The 17,294-nt window shown below is 64.9% G+C and carries 15 protein-coding genes and 1 pseudogene; 14 read left to right on the top strand and 2 right to left on the bottom strand.

Annotated elements, in window-relative coordinates; translation table 11 throughout:
* The first annotated feature begins 64 nt into the window (after positions 1-64).
* Positions 65-3,037, top strand: a complete 2,973-nt coding sequence (locus tag JYG34_RS13335) for an RHS repeat domain-containing protein (RefSeq protein ID WP_213656884.1) — start codon at positions 65-67, stop codon at positions 3,035-3,037.
* Positions 3,038-3,192: 155 nt separating this feature from the next.
* Here JYG34_RS13335 and paaX read toward each other — a convergent pair whose 3' ends face one another.
* Together paaX and paaY are read right to left on the bottom strand one after the other, a co-directional pair.
* Complete coding sequence (gene paaX / locus JYG34_RS13340; protein WP_213656885.1) at positions 3,193-4,116, bottom strand: phenylacetic acid degradation operon negative regulatory protein PaaX; 924 nt, start codon at positions 4,114-4,116, stop codon at positions 3,193-3,195.
* A gap of 59 nt (positions 4,117-4,175) precedes the next feature.
* Positions 4,176-4,775, bottom strand: coding sequence for a phenylacetic acid degradation protein PaaY (gene paaY / locus JYG34_RS13345; RefSeq protein WP_213656886.1), 600 nt, complete (start codon positions 4,773-4,775; stop codon positions 4,176-4,178).
* A gap of 336 nt (positions 4,776-5,111) precedes the next feature.
* Between paaY and paaF the strand changes: the two genes are divergently transcribed.
* From paaF to JYG34_RS13410, 13 genes and pseudogenes are all read left to right on the top strand, one after another.
* Entirely contained in the window at positions 5,112-5,885 is a 774-nt protein-coding gene (gene paaF, locus JYG34_RS13350) for a 2,3-dehydroadipyl-CoA hydratase PaaF (RefSeq protein ID WP_213656887.1), read from the top strand.
* 19 nt (positions 5,886-5,904) lie between these two features.
* Positions 5,905-6,699 (top strand): 2-(1,2-epoxy-1,2-dihydrophenyl)acetyl-CoA isomerase PaaG, encoded by a 795-nt coding sequence (paaG, locus tag JYG34_RS13355; protein ID WP_213656888.1) that lies wholly within the window; start codon positions 5,905-5,907, stop codon positions 6,697-6,699.
* A 2-nt stretch (positions 6,700-6,701) separates the two neighbouring features.
* On the top strand, positions 6,702-8,219 hold the full coding sequence (paaH, locus tag JYG34_RS13360; RefSeq protein ID WP_213656889.1) for a 3-hydroxyacyl-CoA dehydrogenase PaaH: 1,518 nt from the start codon (positions 6,702-6,704) through the stop codon (positions 8,217-8,219).
* On the top strand, positions 8,212-8,661 hold the full coding sequence (gene paaI / locus JYG34_RS13365) for a hydroxyphenylacetyl-CoA thioesterase PaaI (protein WP_213656890.1): 450 nt from the start codon (positions 8,212-8,214) through the stop codon (positions 8,659-8,661). The genes paaH and paaI overlap by 8 nt, the downstream gene beginning before the upstream one ends.
* Complete coding sequence (gene pcaF / locus JYG34_RS13370) at positions 8,654-9,874, top strand: 3-oxoadipyl-CoA thiolase (RefSeq protein ID WP_283811762.1); 1,221 nt, start codon at positions 8,654-8,656, stop codon at positions 9,872-9,874. Before paaI ends, pcaF begins: the two co-directional genes overlap by 8 nt.
* Positions 9,875-9,968: 94 nt before the next feature.
* On the top strand, positions 9,969-11,288 hold the full coding sequence (paaK, locus tag JYG34_RS13375) for a phenylacetate--CoA ligase PaaK (protein ID WP_213656891.1): 1,320 nt from the start codon (positions 9,969-9,971) through the stop codon (positions 11,286-11,288).
* A gap of 277 nt (positions 11,289-11,565) precedes the next feature.
* Complete coding sequence (paaA, locus tag JYG34_RS13380; RefSeq protein ID WP_213656892.1) at positions 11,566-12,555, top strand: 1,2-phenylacetyl-CoA epoxidase subunit PaaA; 990 nt, start codon at positions 11,566-11,568, stop codon at positions 12,553-12,555.
* 26 nt (positions 12,556-12,581) lie between these two features.
* Positions 12,582-12,863 (top strand): 1,2-phenylacetyl-CoA epoxidase subunit PaaB, encoded by a 282-nt coding sequence (gene paaB / locus JYG34_RS13385; RefSeq protein ID WP_213656893.1) that lies wholly within the window; start codon positions 12,582-12,584, stop codon positions 12,861-12,863.
* Positions 12,864-12,871: 8 nt separating this feature from the next.
* The gene (paaC, locus tag JYG34_RS13390) at positions 12,872-13,630 is read left to right on the top strand and encodes a 1,2-phenylacetyl-CoA epoxidase subunit PaaC (protein WP_213656894.1); all 759 of its coding nucleotides are present in this window, start codon (positions 12,872-12,874) and stop codon (positions 13,628-13,630) included.
* Positions 13,617-14,141: a 1,2-phenylacetyl-CoA epoxidase subunit PaaD gene (gene paaD / locus JYG34_RS13395; RefSeq protein ID WP_213656895.1), complete on the top strand. Its 525-nt coding sequence runs from the start codon at positions 13,617-13,619 to the stop codon at positions 14,139-14,141. The genes paaC and paaD overlap by 14 nt, the downstream gene beginning before the upstream one ends.
* Before the next feature lie 15 nt (positions 14,142-14,156).
* The gene (gene paaE, locus JYG34_RS13400; protein ID WP_213656896.1) at positions 14,157-15,233 is read left to right on the top strand and encodes a 1,2-phenylacetyl-CoA epoxidase subunit PaaE; all 1,077 of its coding nucleotides are present in this window, start codon (positions 14,157-14,159) and stop codon (positions 15,231-15,233) included.
* 192 nt (positions 15,234-15,425) lie between these two features.
* A complete protein-coding gene (locus JYG34_RS13405; RefSeq protein WP_213656897.1) occupies positions 15,426-15,734 on the top strand; it encodes a DUF485 domain-containing protein in 309 nt (102 codons plus the stop codon).
* Positions 15,725-17,293 (top strand): annotated as a pseudogene (locus tag JYG34_RS13410) (cation acetate symporter); the annotation flags it as partial. The gene JYG34_RS13405 and the pseudogene JYG34_RS13410, both read left to right, overlap by 10 nt.
* Position 17,294: the final 1 nt, after the last annotated feature.

A 17,294-nucleotide genomic window follows, 5' to 3' on the forward strand; every position in this document is an offset into this window, starting at 1 on the left:
TTTCAGTCTCGGCTAACCTGTAGCTGCATGCCGCTATCACAACGGCATGATCAAGGAGACCAGGATGAAAACCCCAGATCACTCACTGCATCACAGAACTCCGACGGTGGCGGTCCGCGACAACCGCGGCCTGGCCGTGCGCCAGGTCGTCTACCAGCGCCACCCGGATACCCCCGCTGACATCGATGAGCGCATCACCCGCCACCGGTTCGATGCCTTCGGCCATCCCGTCGAAAGCATCGACCCTCGCCTGCCCACTCCCAACTTCACCTATCAGTTGTCCATGGCCGGTGAAACACTGCGTACCGACAGTGTCGACGCTGGCCGCAGCATCGCACTGAACGATATCGGCGGGCGCCCGCTGATGCGCCTCGGCGCCAACAATGTCGCAAGCTATCACCACTACGAACCGGCGCCACTCGCGGGGCGGCCGTTGACAGTCACTGAAGGCCCACTCGCCGAAACACCTCGCATCGCCGAGCGCTTCGTCTGGGCCGGCACCGACCAGGCCAGCAAGAACCATAACCTGGCGGGCCTGCCTGTCCGTCATTACGATACCGCCGGCCGTCTTGGCACCGACAGCGTCGCTCTGACCGGCCTGCCGCTGGCATCGACACGCCAGTTGCTCGCCACCGACGACGAAGCCGATTGGCAAGGGGCGGACGAAACGGCATGGGAACGGCTGCTGGCACCGGAGGCCTACACCACTCAGGGCCGCTTCGACGCCAACGGCACCTTGCTCGAACAGACCGACGCCCGCGGGCACCAGCAGCGTCTGGCCTACGATATCGCCGGGCAACTGACCGGCAGTTGGCTCACCGTCAACGGTGGCACCGAGCAAGCCATTCTCGTGTCCATCGAGTACTCGGCCGCTGGCCAGAAACTGCGCGAAGAACATGGCAACGGCGTGGTCACCACGTTCACCTACGAACCCCGCACCCAGCGCCTCGTCCACATCCTGGCGGTGCGGCCAACCGATGCCAAGCGCCTGCAAGACCTGCGCTACGCCTACGACCCGGTGGGCAATGTGATCCACCTGCACAATGACGCGGAGGCGACACGCTTCTACCGCAACCAGAAAGTCGACCCCGAGCACCACTACACCTACGACACCCTGTACCAACTGGCCAGCGCCACTGGCCGCGAACTGCGCGACATTGCCAAGCAACACCAGAAAAATCGCCCGATCACCCTCCCGCCCATCTCCACCGACGGCACCCTCGTCAACTATGTGCGCCACTACCACTATGACCGTGGCGGCAACCTGACCCACCTCAAGCACAACCCACAAGACCCGCCCAACGGATATACGATCGAACTGACGGTCTCCGACCGCAGCAACCGCGCCGTGGCCAAGGAGGTGACGGAAGACCCGGCACAGGTCGATGCGTACTTCGACGCGGCGGGCAATCAATGCCAGTTGCAGGCGGCCCAGCTGCTGGAGTGGACCAGCCGGGGCGAGTTGGCGCGGGCCGTGCTGATCGCCCGTAACAGCCTGGCGGCCGATGAAGAGACCTACCGCTACGATGCCCGCAGCCAGCGAGTCGTCAAGCGTCGCACGGACCTGACCTCCGCAACCGTGCGCCACAGCCACGTGCTCTACCTGCCGGGGCTGGAACTACGCACCCAATACAGCGGCACGACCAAGGAATCGTCGCGGCACGAAATCATCGTCGGTGCCGCTGGCAGCGCCCAGGTGCGAGTGCTGCACTGGGAAACCGGCCTGCCCCCCGGCATGGGCAACGATTCGATCCGCTACAGCTATACCGACCTGATCGGCAGCGTCGGGCTGGAGCTGGACAAAGACGCAAACCTCATCAGCCAGGAGGAGTACTACCCCTACGGCGAGACGGCGGTGTGGCTGCCGCACAACACTGTGGAAGCGAAGTACAAGACCGTGCGCTATTCCGGCAAGGAGCGGGATGCGACGGGGCTGTATTACTACGGGTATCGCTATTACCAGCCTTGGTTGGGGCGCTGGCTGAGTGCGGACCCGGCAGGGACGGTGGACGGGCTGAACCTGTACCAGATGGTTAGAAGTAATCCAACATCATTAAAAGACCGGCATGGGCTTACTGGGGGCGAACTGAATAGAAATACAATGACATTGGAAGAGGCCCCCAGAAGAAGGAAGAGGGATACTCTAAAAACATCTATATCTCGCGTCTTTGACAAAGTAAAAGGCACAATCATCGAAAGGCCAGACAGAGAAAACATGATGAATTATTTCGACGCGGCAGTGGCGGCGCGTGGCGCAACAGCCGCCGCCGAGGAAGAGCTGGGGAGCTTCATAGATTCCAAGCGTCTACACATCGCGACGCGAGCGACCTTGATGGTACTCACTGAGTTGCTGGCTTCTGCCTACTCCAATCTGGCAACGCTGGCGACAGCGCCGGCCGGCGGCATAGTGTCCACTGTAGCTGGCACCGTCGCAAAAGAAGCTGTTAAAAGATCAGTCGGTGCTCCGTCCGCTCGCCCTGATACCAACATTGCGAAATACTTGACAGAGGCAGCACGCCCCGGATTTGAGAAGGCAAAAGATGAGATACGTAAACAATTGACCAATGAAAAAATAAAAGACAAGTTTACGGACAAGAGTGACAACGAGACGCTAAAGTATGCCACAGAACAAGTAGGGTACGCAGGTTATTTGCCGTCTATTCCTTTTAGCGGCCTACAAAAGAATGCGGCGGTGGTAGGCAGCGCAATATCCACTGAAAAAGACGCGCTTCTAGAAGAAGCTTTGGTCAATGTCAATAACGCAATAGAACTGGTGAGCCGTTACCAAGCCATGTTCAACGCAGCCTTCGAAAATATCTCAAGCCCCGTCAACTACGACCACAAAAGCGACGATTGGAAGATAGTGAGCGATGCCGAACACAAACATGGAGAAAGAGCAATTCCAACAACCAGATACGGATTCCCTTTCATGCTTACTCAATCGGCAGTCAACGCGGAATTTTCGATGCTATTCGCACAGTTGGACAAGATGAAAAATACAATCACTAGTCGAATGGCTCAACGTTCCCGTAACTGAAGCCGTGAATAAACGAAAACACCAACCTACCCACTGGCGTGCACGCGTCAGCAGTCGGTGAGACGAAAACAGGCAAGGCCGCACCGTGCTCTGCATCCCCAAGGGCAGCCGAGCCTGTTTTCAACTCGCTTGATCAGCATTTACCAGGCAGAGGCTCAGCTGAGCCCTCCAAATCGCCTGTGGAAACTCTCGCTCGCATCAGGCAATGGTCCATCCGCCGTTTCCAGCGCACTGGCGAGGTACTCCTCCGCCCTGCCCTGCACCAATCGATACAGGTTGCGGCACAGCTGCCGCGCCGCACGCCCTTCCCAGTCCCCTGGCAACAGTTCGTCCGGCAACTGCGGGTCGCGCAGCAACAGCCGTCGGTACTCGTGGATCAGCAGCGTACGGGCCAGGAAACAGTCCTGCGAGCTGGCGCCGTCGAGGTCCTTCATGGCCTGCCACAACGGGCGGAACAGGCGGATGAACTCGCTGTAGTGCTGACCTAGCTCCTCGATGTTCCAACTTTCCCGCACCTGGGCACGCAAGGCCTTTGATGCCAATACTTCCTGGGCATGGGTCTCGAAGACAATGCAATCGTCCTCGACCTCCAGTTCACGCAGCGTGGCGCTGAGGTCGGCACGGTCAGTACGCGGGCAACCCAACAGGTTCGCGCCCATGGCGCCGAAGCCCTGCCATTCCAGCTCTTCACGCACGGCCTTGCGCTTGCCAGCGTCGAGCTGCGACAGCAGCACCAGCGTCCAGGCGCCATTCCAGGCCGGCAAATTGGCGCTGTAGACCCGCTTGAAGGCTTTCTCGAAACGCCGTCGGCCAGTGCCGGTGAGGCTGTAGTAGCTGCGCCGGCCGACCTTCTCGGCGGTCAGCCAACCTTCCTTGGTGAGGCGGAAGATCGAGGTGCGGATCAGCCGCTCGTTGATGCCCATCGGCTCCAGCAGGCTGATCAAACTGCCCAGCCAGACTGTGCCGCCGTGGGGTTCGATGGCATCGCCGTAGAGGGTGATGATCAGCGAGCTGGCGCGGATCGGCGTCTGCTCCTGGAAACGGGTGATCAGGTGATTCAGGGGGGCAAGGCTGCTCATGGGGGGACGAGGCGCGGCTAAAGCCTCGACTATACCTGCCTGCCGCGACCGCGCAAGGCTCATGCACCGCCCTCGGCCTTGGGCCTGAAGCCCGAATCGCCCATGCGCGGGCGTTGATCTTCCACCTGGGTCAAGGGCGGGCACTCCACCAGCGCGGTCATGCAGCGCCGGGCCAGCGTGTGATATTCGGCGGTCCCACGTTGCTTCCAGGCCAGTTCCTGGTTGCTGAGCGAGCGCTTCACTTCGGCCGGCGCACCCATCACCAGGCTTTGCTCCGGGCACTGGAAACCGGCCTTGACGAAGGCGGTGGCGGCGACGATGCAGCGCGGGGCGATGTGGGCGCCGTCCATGACCACCGCGTTCATGCCGACCAGGGCGTCCTCGCCTACCCGGCAGCCGTGCAACACGGCGCCGTGGCCGATGTGGCCGTTGCGCTCGACCACGGTGTCGCCACCGGGGAAACCGTGCATCACGCAGGTGTCCTGCAGGTTGGCGCCCTGCTCGAGGACGATGCGCCCGAAGTCGCCGCGCAGCGACGCCAGGGGGCCGACATAGCAGTCCGGGCCGATGATCACGTCGCCGATCAGCACCGCGCTCGGGTGCACGTAGGCGCTGGGGTGGATCACGGGGGTCAGGCCGTCCAGGCGGTAGCAGGGCATTGGTCACCTCAATTAATGATTCAAAATAAATGAAATACTCAATCTATTGAGATCATATTGTCAATGAAGGCAATACATTTGCCTGTAGGCAACAGCCTTGCTGGCGAACGGCTATCCAGCGATTTATGGTGTTGATGCCGGTTCGCCAGCAAGGCTGACTTCTACAGATCGAATTGCATGCAATGATACCATATTAATTTTATCTGTTGATTTTATGTATCGTATTAGGCCTATACTCCCTCACCAAGGCATGGCCCGGCTTCCACCGCGCCATCGCATACAACACCAAGAAAAGCCGGCCACCCCCGTGCCGAGCGTGCAGCCTGAGGTATCACCATGCCGCGCAACCTCGTTGTGCAGGCACCAGCGGACGGCGTCCGCCTGGTCACCCTGCAACGCCCGCAAGCCCTCAACGCCCTGAACACCGAGCTATTGGCCGAACTCGCCAGCGAACTGGAGGCGGCCGAGCACGATCCGCAAATCCGCGCCGTGGTCATCACCGGCAGCCGCAAGGCCTTCGCCGCCGGCGCCGATATCAACGAGATGGCCGAGCGCGACCTGATCGGCATCCTCAACGATCCACGGGTGGCCTGCTGGCAACGCATCGCCGCCTTTTCCAAACCCCTGATCGCCGCCGTCAACGGCTTCGCCCTGGGCGGCGGCTGCGAGCTGGTGATGTGCGCCGATATCGTTGTCGCCGGCAGCGACGCGCGCTTCGGTCAGCCGGAAATCAATCTCGGCATTCTCCCCGGCGCCGGTGGCACCCAACGCCTGCTACGCGCCGTGGGCAAGCCTCTGGCCATGCAGATGGTCCTCACCGGCGAAGCCATCGATGCCCGCCACGCCTTGCAAGCCGGGCTGGTCAGCGAAATCACCCAGCCGGAGCTGACCGTCGAGCGCGCCCTGCAGGTGGCCATCGCCATCGCCGCCAAGGCGCCGCTGGCGGTGCGCCTGGCCAAGGAAGCGCTGCTCAAGGCCCAGGACATGGACCTTGCCAGCGGCCTGCGCTTCGAGCGCCACGCCTTCACCCTGCTGGCCGGCACCGCCGACCGCGACGAAGGCATTCGCGCCTTCCAGGAAAAACGCCCGGCCCGATTCCAAGGGCTGTAACTGACGGAGCACACCTGTCATGCCTTACCAGCACATCCTGTTTTCCATCGACGACGACGGTGTCGCCGCCCTTTCATTGAACCGGCCCGAACAGCTCAACAGCTTCAACACCGCCATGCACCTGGAAGTGCGCGAGGCGTTGAAGCAAGTGCGTCAGAGCGAACGCGCCCGCGTGCTGCTGCTGACCGCCGAAGGCCGTGGCTTCTGCGCCGGCCAGGACCTGTCTGACCGCAATGTGGCGCCGGGCGCGGACATGCCGGACCTGGGCCAGTCCATCGAGCAGTTCTACAACCCGCTGGTGCGCAGCCTGCGCGACCTGCCGCTGCCGGTGGTCTGCGCGGTCAACGGCGTGGCCGCCGGGGCCGGCGCCAACCTGCCGCTGGCTTGCGACCTGGTGTTGGCCGCGCGCTCGGCGAGCTTCATTCAGGCGTTCTGCAAGATCGGCCTGGTGCCCGATTCCGGCGGCACCTGGCTGCTGCCCCGCCTGGTCGGCATGACCCGGGCCAAGGCGCTAACCATGCTGGGTGAACGGCTGAGCGCGGAGCAGGCCGAGCAATGGGGGCTAATCCACCGCGTGGTGGACGATGGCGCGCTGCGTGACGAGGCGCTCAAGCTGGCCCGCCAACTGGCGACCCAGCCCACTTATGGCCTGGCCCTGGTCAAGCGCGCCCTGAACCAGAGCTTTGACAACCGTTTCGACGAGCAGCTGGAGCTGGAGCGCGACCTGCAGCGCCTGGCCGGACGCAGCGAGGATTATCGCGAAGGGGTCAGCGCCTTCATGAACAAGCGCACGCCCGTGTTCAAGGGGTGCTGACCATGACTGCTCTGGATTGCAATGCGCACGTCGCGGTAATCGGCGCCGGTGCCATGGGCGCCGGAATCGCCCAGGTGGCGGCACAGGCGGGGCACTCCGTCCACCTCTATGACAATCGCCCCGGCGCCGCCGCCGAAGCGGTGCGCGGTATTGATCGCCAGCTCGGCCGACTGGTGGAAAAAGGCAAGCTGGACGCGCAGGCTCGCGAAGCCATCGTGGCCCGCTTGAGGCCGGCGGAAACCCTAGATGCACTGGCCGACGCCCGCTTGGTGATCGAGGCTGTCGTCGAGAACCTGGCCGTCAAGCAGGGCCTGCTGCGACAACTCGAGGCGCTGTGTTGCGACGACTGCATCCTGGCGAGCAACACGTCCTCCCTGTCGATCACCAGCCTGGCTGCCGGCTTGCGCTTGCCACAGCGAGTGGTCGGCATGCACTTCTTCAACCCGGCGCCTTTGATGGCGCTGGTGGAGGTCGTGTCCGGGTTGGCCACATCCCCCGACGTGGCTGCCAGGGTCCACGCCACCGCGCAGGCCTGGGGCAAGGAGCCGGTCCATGCGCGCTCGACGCCGGGCTTCATCGTCAATCGCGTGGCCCGGCCGTTCTACGCCGAAAGCCTGCGCCTGCTGCAGGAAGGTGCGGCCGACTGCGCCACCCTAGACGCACTGCTGCGTGACGCAGGCGGCTTTCGCATGGGGGCCTTCGAGCTCACCGACCTGATCGGCCACGACGTCAACTACGCCGTGACCTGTTCGGTGTTCGAGGCCTTCTATGGAGATTTCCGTTTCCAGCCCTCACTGGTGCAGAAAGCACTGGTGGATGCCGGGCAGCTGGGTCGCAAGAGCGGCAAGGGCTTCTATGACTACAACAAGGGGGCCGAACGCCCACAAGCGAACGAGCTGCACAGCGACAGCGCAGTCGAGCACTGCGCCGTGGAAGGTGACCTGGGCATCCTGCGACCGCTGACCGAGCGCCTGCGCAATGTCGGTATCCGCGTGACCGAACGTGCCGGCACCGGCCTGCTGAGGGTTGGCGACGCGACCCTGGCCCTGTCCGACGGTCGCCTGGCCAGCCAGCGCGCCCGTGAGGATGGCTTGCGCAACCTGGTGCTGCTGGACCTGGCGCTCGACTATCAGCAGGCCGCGCGCATCGCCATCAGCCATAGCGCCGATTGCACCCCTGAAGCCCTCGATCAGGCCGTGGCCCTGCTGCGTCATGTCGGGCTCAAGGCCAGCGCCGTCGCCGACCTGCCGGGCCTGGTGGTGCTGCGCACCGTGGCGATGCTCGCCAACGAAGCCGCCGACGCCGTGCTGCAAGGCGTCGCGTCGCCCGCCGACATCGACCTGGCCATGCGCGCCGGGGTCAACTACCCGCGCGGCCCGCTGGCCTGGGCCGATGCCCTGGGTGTCGGCTACACCCTGCGCGTGCTGGAAAACCTGCAACGCAGCTACGGGGAGGAACGCTACCGCCCTTCCCTGTTGCTGCGCCGTATTTATACCGAAGGAGGACGCCTGCATGCCTGACCACTCCCCCGCGACCTTGGCCCGCGCCTGCGCTGAGTCGATGTTCGGCCGCGACGCGGCCAGCCAGGGGCTGGGCATCGAATTGCTCGAGGCCGGCCCCGGCAGCGCCCGCCTGGGCATGAGCGTGCGCGCCGACATGATCCAGGGCCACGGCACCTGCCACGGCGGCTACCTGTTCGCCCTGGCCGACTCGGCCTTCGCTTTCGCCTGCAACAGCTACGATGAAGCAGCCGTGGCCCTGGGTTGCAGCATCGACTACGTGGCGCCGGCGCGGTTGGGCGACCAGCTGACTGCAACCGCCAGCGAGCAGAGCCGCAAGGGCCGCACCGGCAACTACGACGTGCGCATCGAGAACCAGCAGGGCGAACTGATCGCCCTGTTCCACGGCAAATCCTACAAAGTGCGCGGCAGCGTGCTGACACCGGAGACGTCCCATGACTGAAGCCACCCTGCCCCACGCCCTGATCATCGACGCCGTGCGCACGCCCATCGGCCGCTATGGCGGCGCCCTGTCGAGCGTGCGCGCCGACGACCTGGCCGCCCTGCCGATCAAGGCGCTGATGGCGCGCCACCCTGAACTGGACTGGAACGCCATCGACGATGTGATCCTCGGTTGCGCCAACCAGGCCGGCGAAGACAACCGCAACGTCGCGCGCATGGCCAGCCTGCTGGCCGGGCTGCCGGTCTGCGTACCAGGCACCACGATCAACCGCCTCTGTGGCTCGGGCCTGGATGCCATCGGCAATGCTGCTCGTGCCCTGCGCTGCGGCGAGGCCGGGCTGATGCTGGCCGGTGGCGTCGAGTCGATGTCCAGGGCGCCGTTCGTGATGGGCAAGTCGGAGCAGGCCTTTGGCCGCAGCGCCGAACTGTTCGACACCACCATCGGCTGGCGCTTCGTCAACCCGCTGATGCAAGCCCAGTACGGCATCGACTCGATGCCCGAAACCGCCGAGAACGTCGCCGAGCAGTTCGGCATCTCCCGCGAGGACCAGGACGCCTTCGCCCTGCGCAGCCAGCTCAAGGCCGCCGCCGCCCAGGCCAGCGGGCGCCTGGCACGGGAGATCGTGCCGGTCGAGATTACCCAGCGCAAAGGCCCGCCCCAATGCATCGAACACGATGAGCACCCGCGTGGCGACACCACGCTGGAGCAACTGGCCCGCCTGGGCACGCCGTTCCGGGCTGACGGCAGCGTCACCGCTGGCAACGCCTCCGGGGTAAACGACGGCGCTTGCGCCCTGCTGCTGGCCAGTCCGGAGGCCGCGCGCCGCCATGGGTTGAAAGCCCGAGGCCGGGTGCTGGGGCTGGCCACGGCCGGCGTCGAACCGCGCATCATGGGTATCGGCCCGGTGCCGGCCACCCGCAAGGTGCTGGCTCTGACCGGGCTGTCGCTCGCCGACATGGACGTGATCGAGCTCAACGAAGCCTTCGCCGCCCAAGGCCTGGCCGTGCTGCGCGAGCTGGGCCTGGCTGACGACGACCGACGGGTCAACCCCAACGGCGGTGCCATCGCCCTGGGCCACCCGCTGGGCATGAGCGGCGCCAGGCTGGTCACCACAGCCCTGCACCAGCTGGAGGCGACAGCAGGCCGCTACGCCCTGTGCACCATGTGCATCGGCGTCGGCCAGGGCATCGCTCTGGTGATCGAGCGCCTCTGATCCACCCGGCAAGACTCAAGACGACACGGGCAGTATGCTGCCTGCCATGACACTCAGGGCCACGGCCCACGACAAGAACAACTCGAGTGAAACCATGAACCTCTACCACGATGCCGAACGCGCCTTGCTCGACCCGATGGAAACCGCCAGTGTCGACGCGCTGCGCCAGCACCAGCTGGAGCGCCTGCGCTGGAGCCTGAACCACGCCTACGCCAACGTGCCGTTGTACCGCCAGCGTTTCGACGCCTGCGGCGCCCACCCCGACGACCTGAAGTCGCTGGATGACCTGGCCAAGTTCCCCTTCACCGGCAAGAACGACCTGCGCGACAACTACCCCTACGGCATGTTCGCCGTGCCCCAGGACCAGGTGGTGCGCCTGCATGCCTCCAGTGGCACCACCGGCAAGCCGACGGTGGTCGGCTACACCCAGAACGACATCGACACCTGGGCCAACGTGGTTGCCCGCTCGATCCGCGCCGCGGGCGGGCGCAAGGGCGACAAGGTGCATGTCTCCTACGGCTACGGTCTGTTCACCGGTGGCCTTGGTGCCCACTATGGCGCCGAGCGCCTGGGCTGCACGGTGATCCCCATGTCCGGCGGCCAGACCGAGAAGCAGGTGCAACTGATCCGCGACTTCCAGCCCGACATCATCATGGTCACGCCGTCGTACATGCTCAACCTGGCCGACGAAATCGAGCGCCAGGGCATCGCCCCGGACGACCTCAAGCTGCGCCTGGGCATCTTCGGCGCCGAACCCTGGACCGACGAGCTGCGCCGCGCCATCGAGCAGCGCCTGGGAATCAACGCGCTCGATATCTACGGGCTCTCGGAAATCATGGGGCCAGGCGTGGCCATGGAGTGCATCGAGACCAAGGATGGCCCGACCATCTGGGAGGATCACTTCTACCCCGAGATCATCGACCCGGTCAGTGGCCAGGTGCTGCCGGACGGGCAACTGGGCGAGCTGGTGTTCACCTCGCTGAGCAAGGAGGCACTGCCCATGGTGCGCTACCGCACCCGCGACCTCACCCGCTTGCTGCCTGGCACGGCGCGGCCGATGCGGCGCATCGGCAAGATCACCGGGCGCAGCGACGACATGCTGATCATTCGCGGGGTCAACGTGTTCCCGACGCAGATCGAGGAACAGGTGCTAAAAATAAAACAGCTTTCAGAGCTTTATGAGATTCATCTGTATCGCAATGGAAACCTCGACAGCGTGGAGGTGCATGTGGAGCTGCGCAGCGACAGCCAGTACCTCGACGAGGGCCAGCGCAAACAGGTGGTGGGCGAACTGGCGCGGCAGATCAAGACCTATATCGGTATCAGCACACAGATTCATTTGCAGCCGTGCGGCACGCTGAAGCGCTCGGAGGGCAAGGCCTGCCACGTGTATGACAAGCGGCTGGCCAGCTGACAGGCAACGTTATGCGAAAGCCCAGGCATCGTCCTGGGCTTTTTGTTGCCTGCCTTGGCACAAGGCTTGAGGCCAGTGGGGTTTCTGTAGGAGCGGATTCATCCGCGATGCGCCGCGCGGGCGGCGCTCGGTCTGGAACACACCCCGACTCCCCCGTCGAGCACCTCGAAAGCGATACGCAAATCTTATCTGATACATCAAATACTGTTTGATGTTGTGTTTTGTATCGCTTATAAATAGTCCACGCCCCACGCAGCCCACAACCGGGAGCCCGACCATGTACGCACAGCTCGTAGAAACCGGCGTCAAGCGCCTCAAATCGCTGGAAGAGATGTCGCCCGAAGAGCGCGCCTTCCAGGAAAAGATCGACGCCGAGATCAAGATCGAAGCCAAGAACTGGATGCCCGACGCCTACCGCCAGACCCTCATCCGCCAGATCTCCCAGCATGCCCATTCGGAAATCGTCGGCATGCTGCCCGAAGGCAACTGGGTCACCCGCGCCCCCTCGCTCAAACGCAAGCTGCAACTGATGGCCAAGATCCAGGACGAGGCCGGCCATGGCCTGTACCTGTACAGCGCCATGGAAACCCTCGGCGCCGACCGCGACGAAGAAGTCGCCAAGCTGCACAGTGGCAAGGCCAAGTACTCGAGCATCTTCAACTACCCCACCCTCAGCTGGGCCGACATGGGCGCGGTGGGCTGGCTGGTGGACGGCGCGGCGATCGTCAACCAAGTGGTGCTGCAGCGCACCTCCTACGGCCCCTACGCCCGCGCCATGATCCGCATCTGCAAGGAAGAGAGCTTCCACCAGCGCCAGGGCTACGAGCTGCTGCTGACCTTGATGCGCCACGGCACCCAGGCCCAGAAGGACATGGTCCAGGACGCCATCAACCGCCTGTGGTGGCCGGCATTGATGATGTTCGGCCCCAGCGACGAACACTCGCCCAACAGTGCCCAGTCCATGGCCTGGAAGATCAAGCGCCAGACCAACGACGAGCTGCGCCAGCGCTTCATCGACCAGACCGTGCCGCAACTGGAACTGCTCGGCTGCACCGCGCCGGACCCTGCGCTGAAGTGGAACGAAGCCCGCGGCCACTACGACTTCGGCGAGATCCAGTGGGACGAGTTCTACGAAGTCATCAAGGGTAATGGCCCCTGCAACCAGGAGCGCGTCGCCACCCGGCGCAAGGCCATCGAGGATGGCGCCTGGGTGCGCGAGGCCGCCGTCGCCTATGCACGCAAGCAACAGAACAAGAACGCCGCCTGAAGCGGCGAATGATGCGGAGAACCCCCATGTCTGTCTGGACCCTCTTTGAAGTCTTCGTGCGCAGCAAGCACGGCCTCAACCACAAGCACGTGGGCAGCGTACACGCCGCCGACGCCGCCATGGCCATCGAGAACGCCCGCGAGCTGTACACCCGCCGCAGCGAGGGCGTGAGCCTGTGGGTGGTGCCCTCGGCGCTGATCACAGCCTCCTCGCCCGACGAGAAAGAACCACTGTTCGCCCCGGCGGACGACAAGGTCTACCGCCACGCCAGCTTCTACGAGCTGCCGGCCGAAGTCGGACACATGTGAGGCGCGCCATGCACAAGCAAGCTTTGATTCAATACCTGCTGCTGCTCGGTGACAGCGCCCTGGTCCAGGGCCAGCGCCTGTGCGAGTGGTGCGGCAAGGCACCGGCGCTGGAGGAAGAGCTGGCGCTGATGAACGTCGGCCTCGACCTGGTCGGCCAGGCGCGCAACTGGCTGGAGTATGCCGCCGAGCTGAGCGCTGACGGCGCCGATGCCGACGCGCTCGCGTTCCGCCGTGACGAGCGCGCCTACCGCAACCTGCTGCTGGTCGAGCAACCCAACGGCGACTACGCCGTGACCCTGCTCAAGCACTTCCTCTACGACGCCTGGCACCAGGCCGTGCTCGACGGTTTGAGCACATCGACCGATGAGCGTGTCGCTGGTATCGCCGCCAAGGCCCTGAAGGAAGTGACCTACCACCTGCGCCGCTCCGGCGAATGGGTGCAGCGCCTGGGTGGCGGCACCGAGGAAAGCCGCCGTCGCATGCTCGACGCCATTGCGACGCTGTGGCGCTTCACCGTCGAGCTGACGGCCGCCAGCGACAGCGAAGTGCAACTGGCCCAGGCCGGCATCGCCGCCGACCCGGCGCAGGTCGCCCGCCGCTGGCAGGCCACGGTCGAGGCGATCTTCGCCTCGGTAGAGCTACCGCTGCCAAAGGCCGCCAGCCACTTCTACCTGGATGGGCGCCAGGGCCTGCACACCGAACACCTGGGCCTGCTGCTGGCCGAGATGCAGTTTCTGCCGCGAGCCTACCCCGATGCGACCTGGTGAGCTGATCGCGGGCGAGCGCGGCGCCCGGCCCCTGCGCGACGGCGACTTGGCCCGGGCCTGGGCAGTGCTGGCCGAAGTGATGGACCCGGAGGTGCCGGTGGTGAGCGTGGTCGACTTAGGGATCGTCCGCGACCTCGACTGGCGCGCCGGCCACCTGCACCTGGTGGTCACCCCGACCTACTCCGGCTGCCCGGCCACCGAGGTGATCGAGGGCGATATCCGCCAGGCTTTGGAACAGGCCGGTTTCGCCGAGCCCGCCCTGGAGCGCCGGCTGACTCCAGCCTGGAGCACCGACTGGATCAGCGACCAGGGCCGCGAGCGCCTGCGCGCCTACGGCATCGCACCGCCTGCCGGCAGCGCCAGCCTGCGCGGCGCATCGCCCACCGTGTGCTGCCCGCAATGCGGTAGCAGCCACACCGAGCTGCTCAGCCAGTTCGGCTCGACCGCCTGCAAGGCCTTGTACCGCTGCCGTGCGTGCCTGGAGCCGTTCGACTATTTCAAATGCCTTTGAGCCGTGGAGAACGCCATGAGCCAGTTTCACAGCCTGACCGTCCGGCAAGTGCGCCAGGAAACCCGCGACGCGGTGTCCATCGCCTTCGACGTGCCCGCGCACCTGCGCGATGCGTTTCGCTTCACCCAGGGCCAGTACCTGGTCATGCGCACCCGCCTGGATGACCAGGAAGTGCGCCGCTCCTACTCGATCTGCAGCGCAGTGCAGGACGACGAGCTGCGCGTGGCAGTCAAGCGCGTGCCAGGCGGGCGCTTCTCGGCCTTCGCCAACGATGCGCTCAAGGCCGGGCAGCAACTCGAGGTGATGCCGCCGTCAGGCAGCTTCTTCGTGCCGCTGGACCCGGCACGCCAGGGCAACTACCTCGGCGTGGCCGCCGGCAGCGGCATCACCCCGATCCTGTCGCTGATCGCCACCACCCTGGCCAGCGAGCCTCACAGCCGCTTCACCCTGCTGTACGGCAACCGCGCGAGCAACAGCGCGCTGTTTCGCGACCGCCTCGAAGACTTGAAGAACCAGTACCTGGACCGCCTCAACCTGATCTTCGTGTTCAGCCGCGAGCAGCAGGATGTCGACCTGTACAACGGCCGTATCGACGCCGACAAGTGCGGCCAGCTGTTCTCCCGCTGGCTCGACGTGAAGTCGCTCGACGCAGCGTTCATCTGCGGCCCGCAAGCGATGACCGAAACCGTGCGCGACAGCTTGCAAGCCAACGGCCTGGAGAAGGCGCGCATCCATTTCGAGCTGTTCGCCGCCGCCGGTGGCGAGGCACGTCGCGAAGACCGCGAGGCGGCGCGCCAGGTGGATTCGGCGGTCAGCCACGTCACCGTGATCAGCGATGGCCGCGCCCTGGCCTTCGACCTGCCGCGCAATACCCGCAGCGTGCTCGACGCCGGCAACGCCATCGGTGCCGAGCTGCCCTGGTCGTGCAAGGCCGGGGTGTGCTCGACCTGCAAGTGCAAGGTGATCGAGGGCGAGGTGGAGATGGACAGCAACCATGCCCTGGAGGACTACGAAGTGGCGGCCGGGTATGTGCTGTCGTGCCAGACCTACCCGCTGAGCGACAAGGTGGTGCTCGATTTCGATCAACTGTGAATGCATCTCTGTAGGAGCGGCCTTGAGCCGCGAAAGGGCTGCGCAGCAGCCCCGGCAATCGCTGAAGTGTTGCAGATCCCGGGACCGCTTTGCGGCCCTTTCGCGGCTCAAGGCCGCTCCTGCAGGGACGGTGCAAACAGCAACACCCGCGTGACCTGAAAAACAATTACAACAGCCAGAGAGAACGCTCCCATGACACCCGAACACCTCGAATCCATCAGCAACCACCCCGCCTTCCAGCAACTGATCAGGCGCAAGCGCCGCCTCAACGGCTCGCTGACCCTGACCATGCTTGTCGCCTACTACGGCTTCGTCCTGCTGGTGGCCTTCGCCCCTGGCGTGCTCGGCCAGTCCCTCAACGGCGGCGTGACCAGTGTCGGCATGCTGGTCGGGGTGCTGATGGTGCTGCTGTCCTTCGCCCTCACCGGCCTCTACATGCACCGCGCTAACCGCGTCATCGACCCCCTGAACGACGTGGTCAAGCAGGAGTGCGCGCGATGAACTGGACGGCCATCTCGATGTTCCTGGTGTTCGTTGGCTTCACCCTGCTGGTGACCCGCTGGGCCGCCTTGCGCACCCGCTCGGCCAGCGACTTCTACACCGCCGGCGGCGGCTTGACCGGTATGCAGAACGGCCTGGCGATCGCCGGCGACATGATCAGCGCCGCGTCGTTCCTGGGCATCTCGGCGATGATGTTCATGAACGGCTACGACGGCCTGCTCTACGCCCTGGGCGTGCTGGCCGGCTGGCCGATCATCCTGTTCCTGATCGCCGAGCGCCTGCGCAACCTGGGCAAGTACACCTTCGCCGACGTGGTCTCCTACCGCCTGGCCCAGGCTCCGGTGCGCCTCACCTCGGCGTTCGGCACCCTGGCCGTGGCGCTGATGTACCTGGTGGCGCAAATGGTCGGTGCCGGCAAGCTGATCGAACTGCTGTTCGGTATCAGCTACCTGTACGCAGTAATGCTGGTGGGTGTGCTGATGGTGCTGTACGTCACCTTCGGCGGCATGCTCGCCACCACCTGGGTGCAGATCATCAAGGCGGTGATGCTGCTGTCGGGCACCACCTTCATGGCCTTCATGGTGCTCAGGCATTTCGGTTTCAGCACCGAGGCGATGTTCGCCAGCGCCGTGGCCGTGCACGCCAAGGGCCAGGCGATCATGGCGCCAGGGGCGCTGCTATCGAACCCGGTGGACGCCATCTCGCTCGGCTTGGGGATGATGTTCGGCACTGCGGGCCTGCCGCATATCCTCATGCGTTTCTTCACCGTCAGCGATGCCAAGGAAGCGCGCAAGAGCGTGTTCTACGCCACCGGTTTCATCGGTTACTTCTACCTGTTGCTGATCGTCATCGGCTTCGGCGCCATCGTCATGGTCGGCACCGAGCCCAGCTACCGCGATGCCACCGGCGCAATCATCGGCGGCGGCAACATGGTCGCGGTGCACCTGGCCCAGGCGGTGGGTGGCAACCTGTTCCTCGGCTTCATCTCGGCGGTGGCCTTCGCCACCATCCTCGCCGTGGTGGCGGGCCTGGCGCTGTCCGGCGCCTCGGCGGTGTCCCACGACCTGTACGCCTGCGTGGTGCGCAAGGGCCAGGCCAGCGAGCAGGAGGAGATGCGCGTGTCGCGCCTGGCCACCCTGGGGATCGGCTTGTTCGCGGTGCTGCTGGGGCTGCTGTTCGAGGCGCAGAACATCGCCTTTCTCTCTGGCCTGGTGCTGGCGGTGGCCGCCTCGGTCAACTTCCCGGTGCTGCTGCTCTCGATGTTCTGGAAAGGCCTGACCACCCGCGGCGCGGTGTGCGGCAGCCTGGCCGGGCTGGTCTCGGCCATCGCGCTGGTAGTGCTGGGGCCGGCGGTGTGGGTCAACGTGCTGCACAACGAGCGGGCGCTGTTCCCCTACAGCAACCCGGCGCTGTTCTCCATGTCGCTGGCCTTCCTCGCAGCCTGGGCCTTCTCGGTCACCGACGGCTCGGAGCGGGCGCGCGAAGAACGAGGGCGCTACCTGGCCCAGTTCATCCGCTCGATGACCGGTATCGGCGCCGCCGGCGCCAGCAAGCACTGAC

The organism is Pseudomonas entomophila, from assembly GCF_018417595.1.
Classification (GTDB): domain Bacteria; phylum Pseudomonadota; class Gammaproteobacteria; order Pseudomonadales; family Pseudomonadaceae; genus Aquipseudomonas; species Aquipseudomonas entomophila_C.

Coding starts and splice junctions, on each gene's coding strand:
- paaG (WP_213656888.1), top strand. CDS start 5,905: ATGCCTTACCAGCACATCCTGTTTTCCATCGACGACGACGGTGTCGCC.
- JYG34_RS13335 (WP_213656884.1), top strand. CDS start 65: ATGAAAACCCCAGATCACTCACTGCATCACAGAACTCCGACGGTGGCG.
- paaC (WP_213656894.1), top strand. CDS start 12,872: ATGCACAAGCAAGCTTTGATTCAATACCTGCTGCTGCTCGGTGACAGC.
- paaK (WP_213656891.1), top strand. CDS start 9,969: ATGAACCTCTACCACGATGCCGAACGCGCCTTGCTCGACCCGATGGAA.
- paaB (WP_213656893.1), top strand. CDS start 12,582: ATGTCTGTCTGGACCCTCTTTGAAGTCTTCGTGCGCAGCAAGCACGGC.
- JYG34_RS13405 (WP_213656897.1), top strand. CDS start 15,426: ATGACACCCGAACACCTCGAATCCATCAGCAACCACCCCGCCTTCCAG.
- paaX (WP_213656885.1), bottom strand. CDS start 4,116: ATGAGCAGCCTTGCCCCCCTGAATCACCTGATCACCCGTTTCCAGGAG.
- paaA (WP_213656892.1), top strand. CDS start 11,566: ATGTACGCACAGCTCGTAGAAACCGGCGTCAAGCGCCTCAAATCGCTG.
- paaH (WP_213656889.1), top strand. CDS start 6,702: ATGACTGCTCTGGATTGCAATGCGCACGTCGCGGTAATCGGCGCCGGT.
- paaI (WP_213656890.1), top strand. CDS start 8,212: ATGCCTGACCACTCCCCCGCGACCTTGGCCCGCGCCTGCGCTGAGTCG.
- pcaF (WP_283811762.1), top strand. CDS start 8,654: ATGACTGAAGCCACCCTGCCCCACGCCCTGATCATCGACGCCGTGCGC.
- paaF (WP_213656887.1), top strand. CDS start 5,112: ATGCCGCGCAACCTCGTTGTGCAGGCACCAGCGGACGGCGTCCGCCTG.
- paaD (WP_213656895.1), top strand. CDS start 13,617: ATGCGACCTGGTGAGCTGATCGCGGGCGAGCGCGGCGCCCGGCCCCTG.
- paaY (WP_213656886.1), bottom strand. CDS start 4,775: ATGCCCTGCTACCGCCTGGACGGCCTGACCCCCGTGATCCACCCCAGC.
- paaE (WP_213656896.1), top strand. CDS start 14,157: ATGAGCCAGTTTCACAGCCTGACCGTCCGGCAAGTGCGCCAGGAAACC.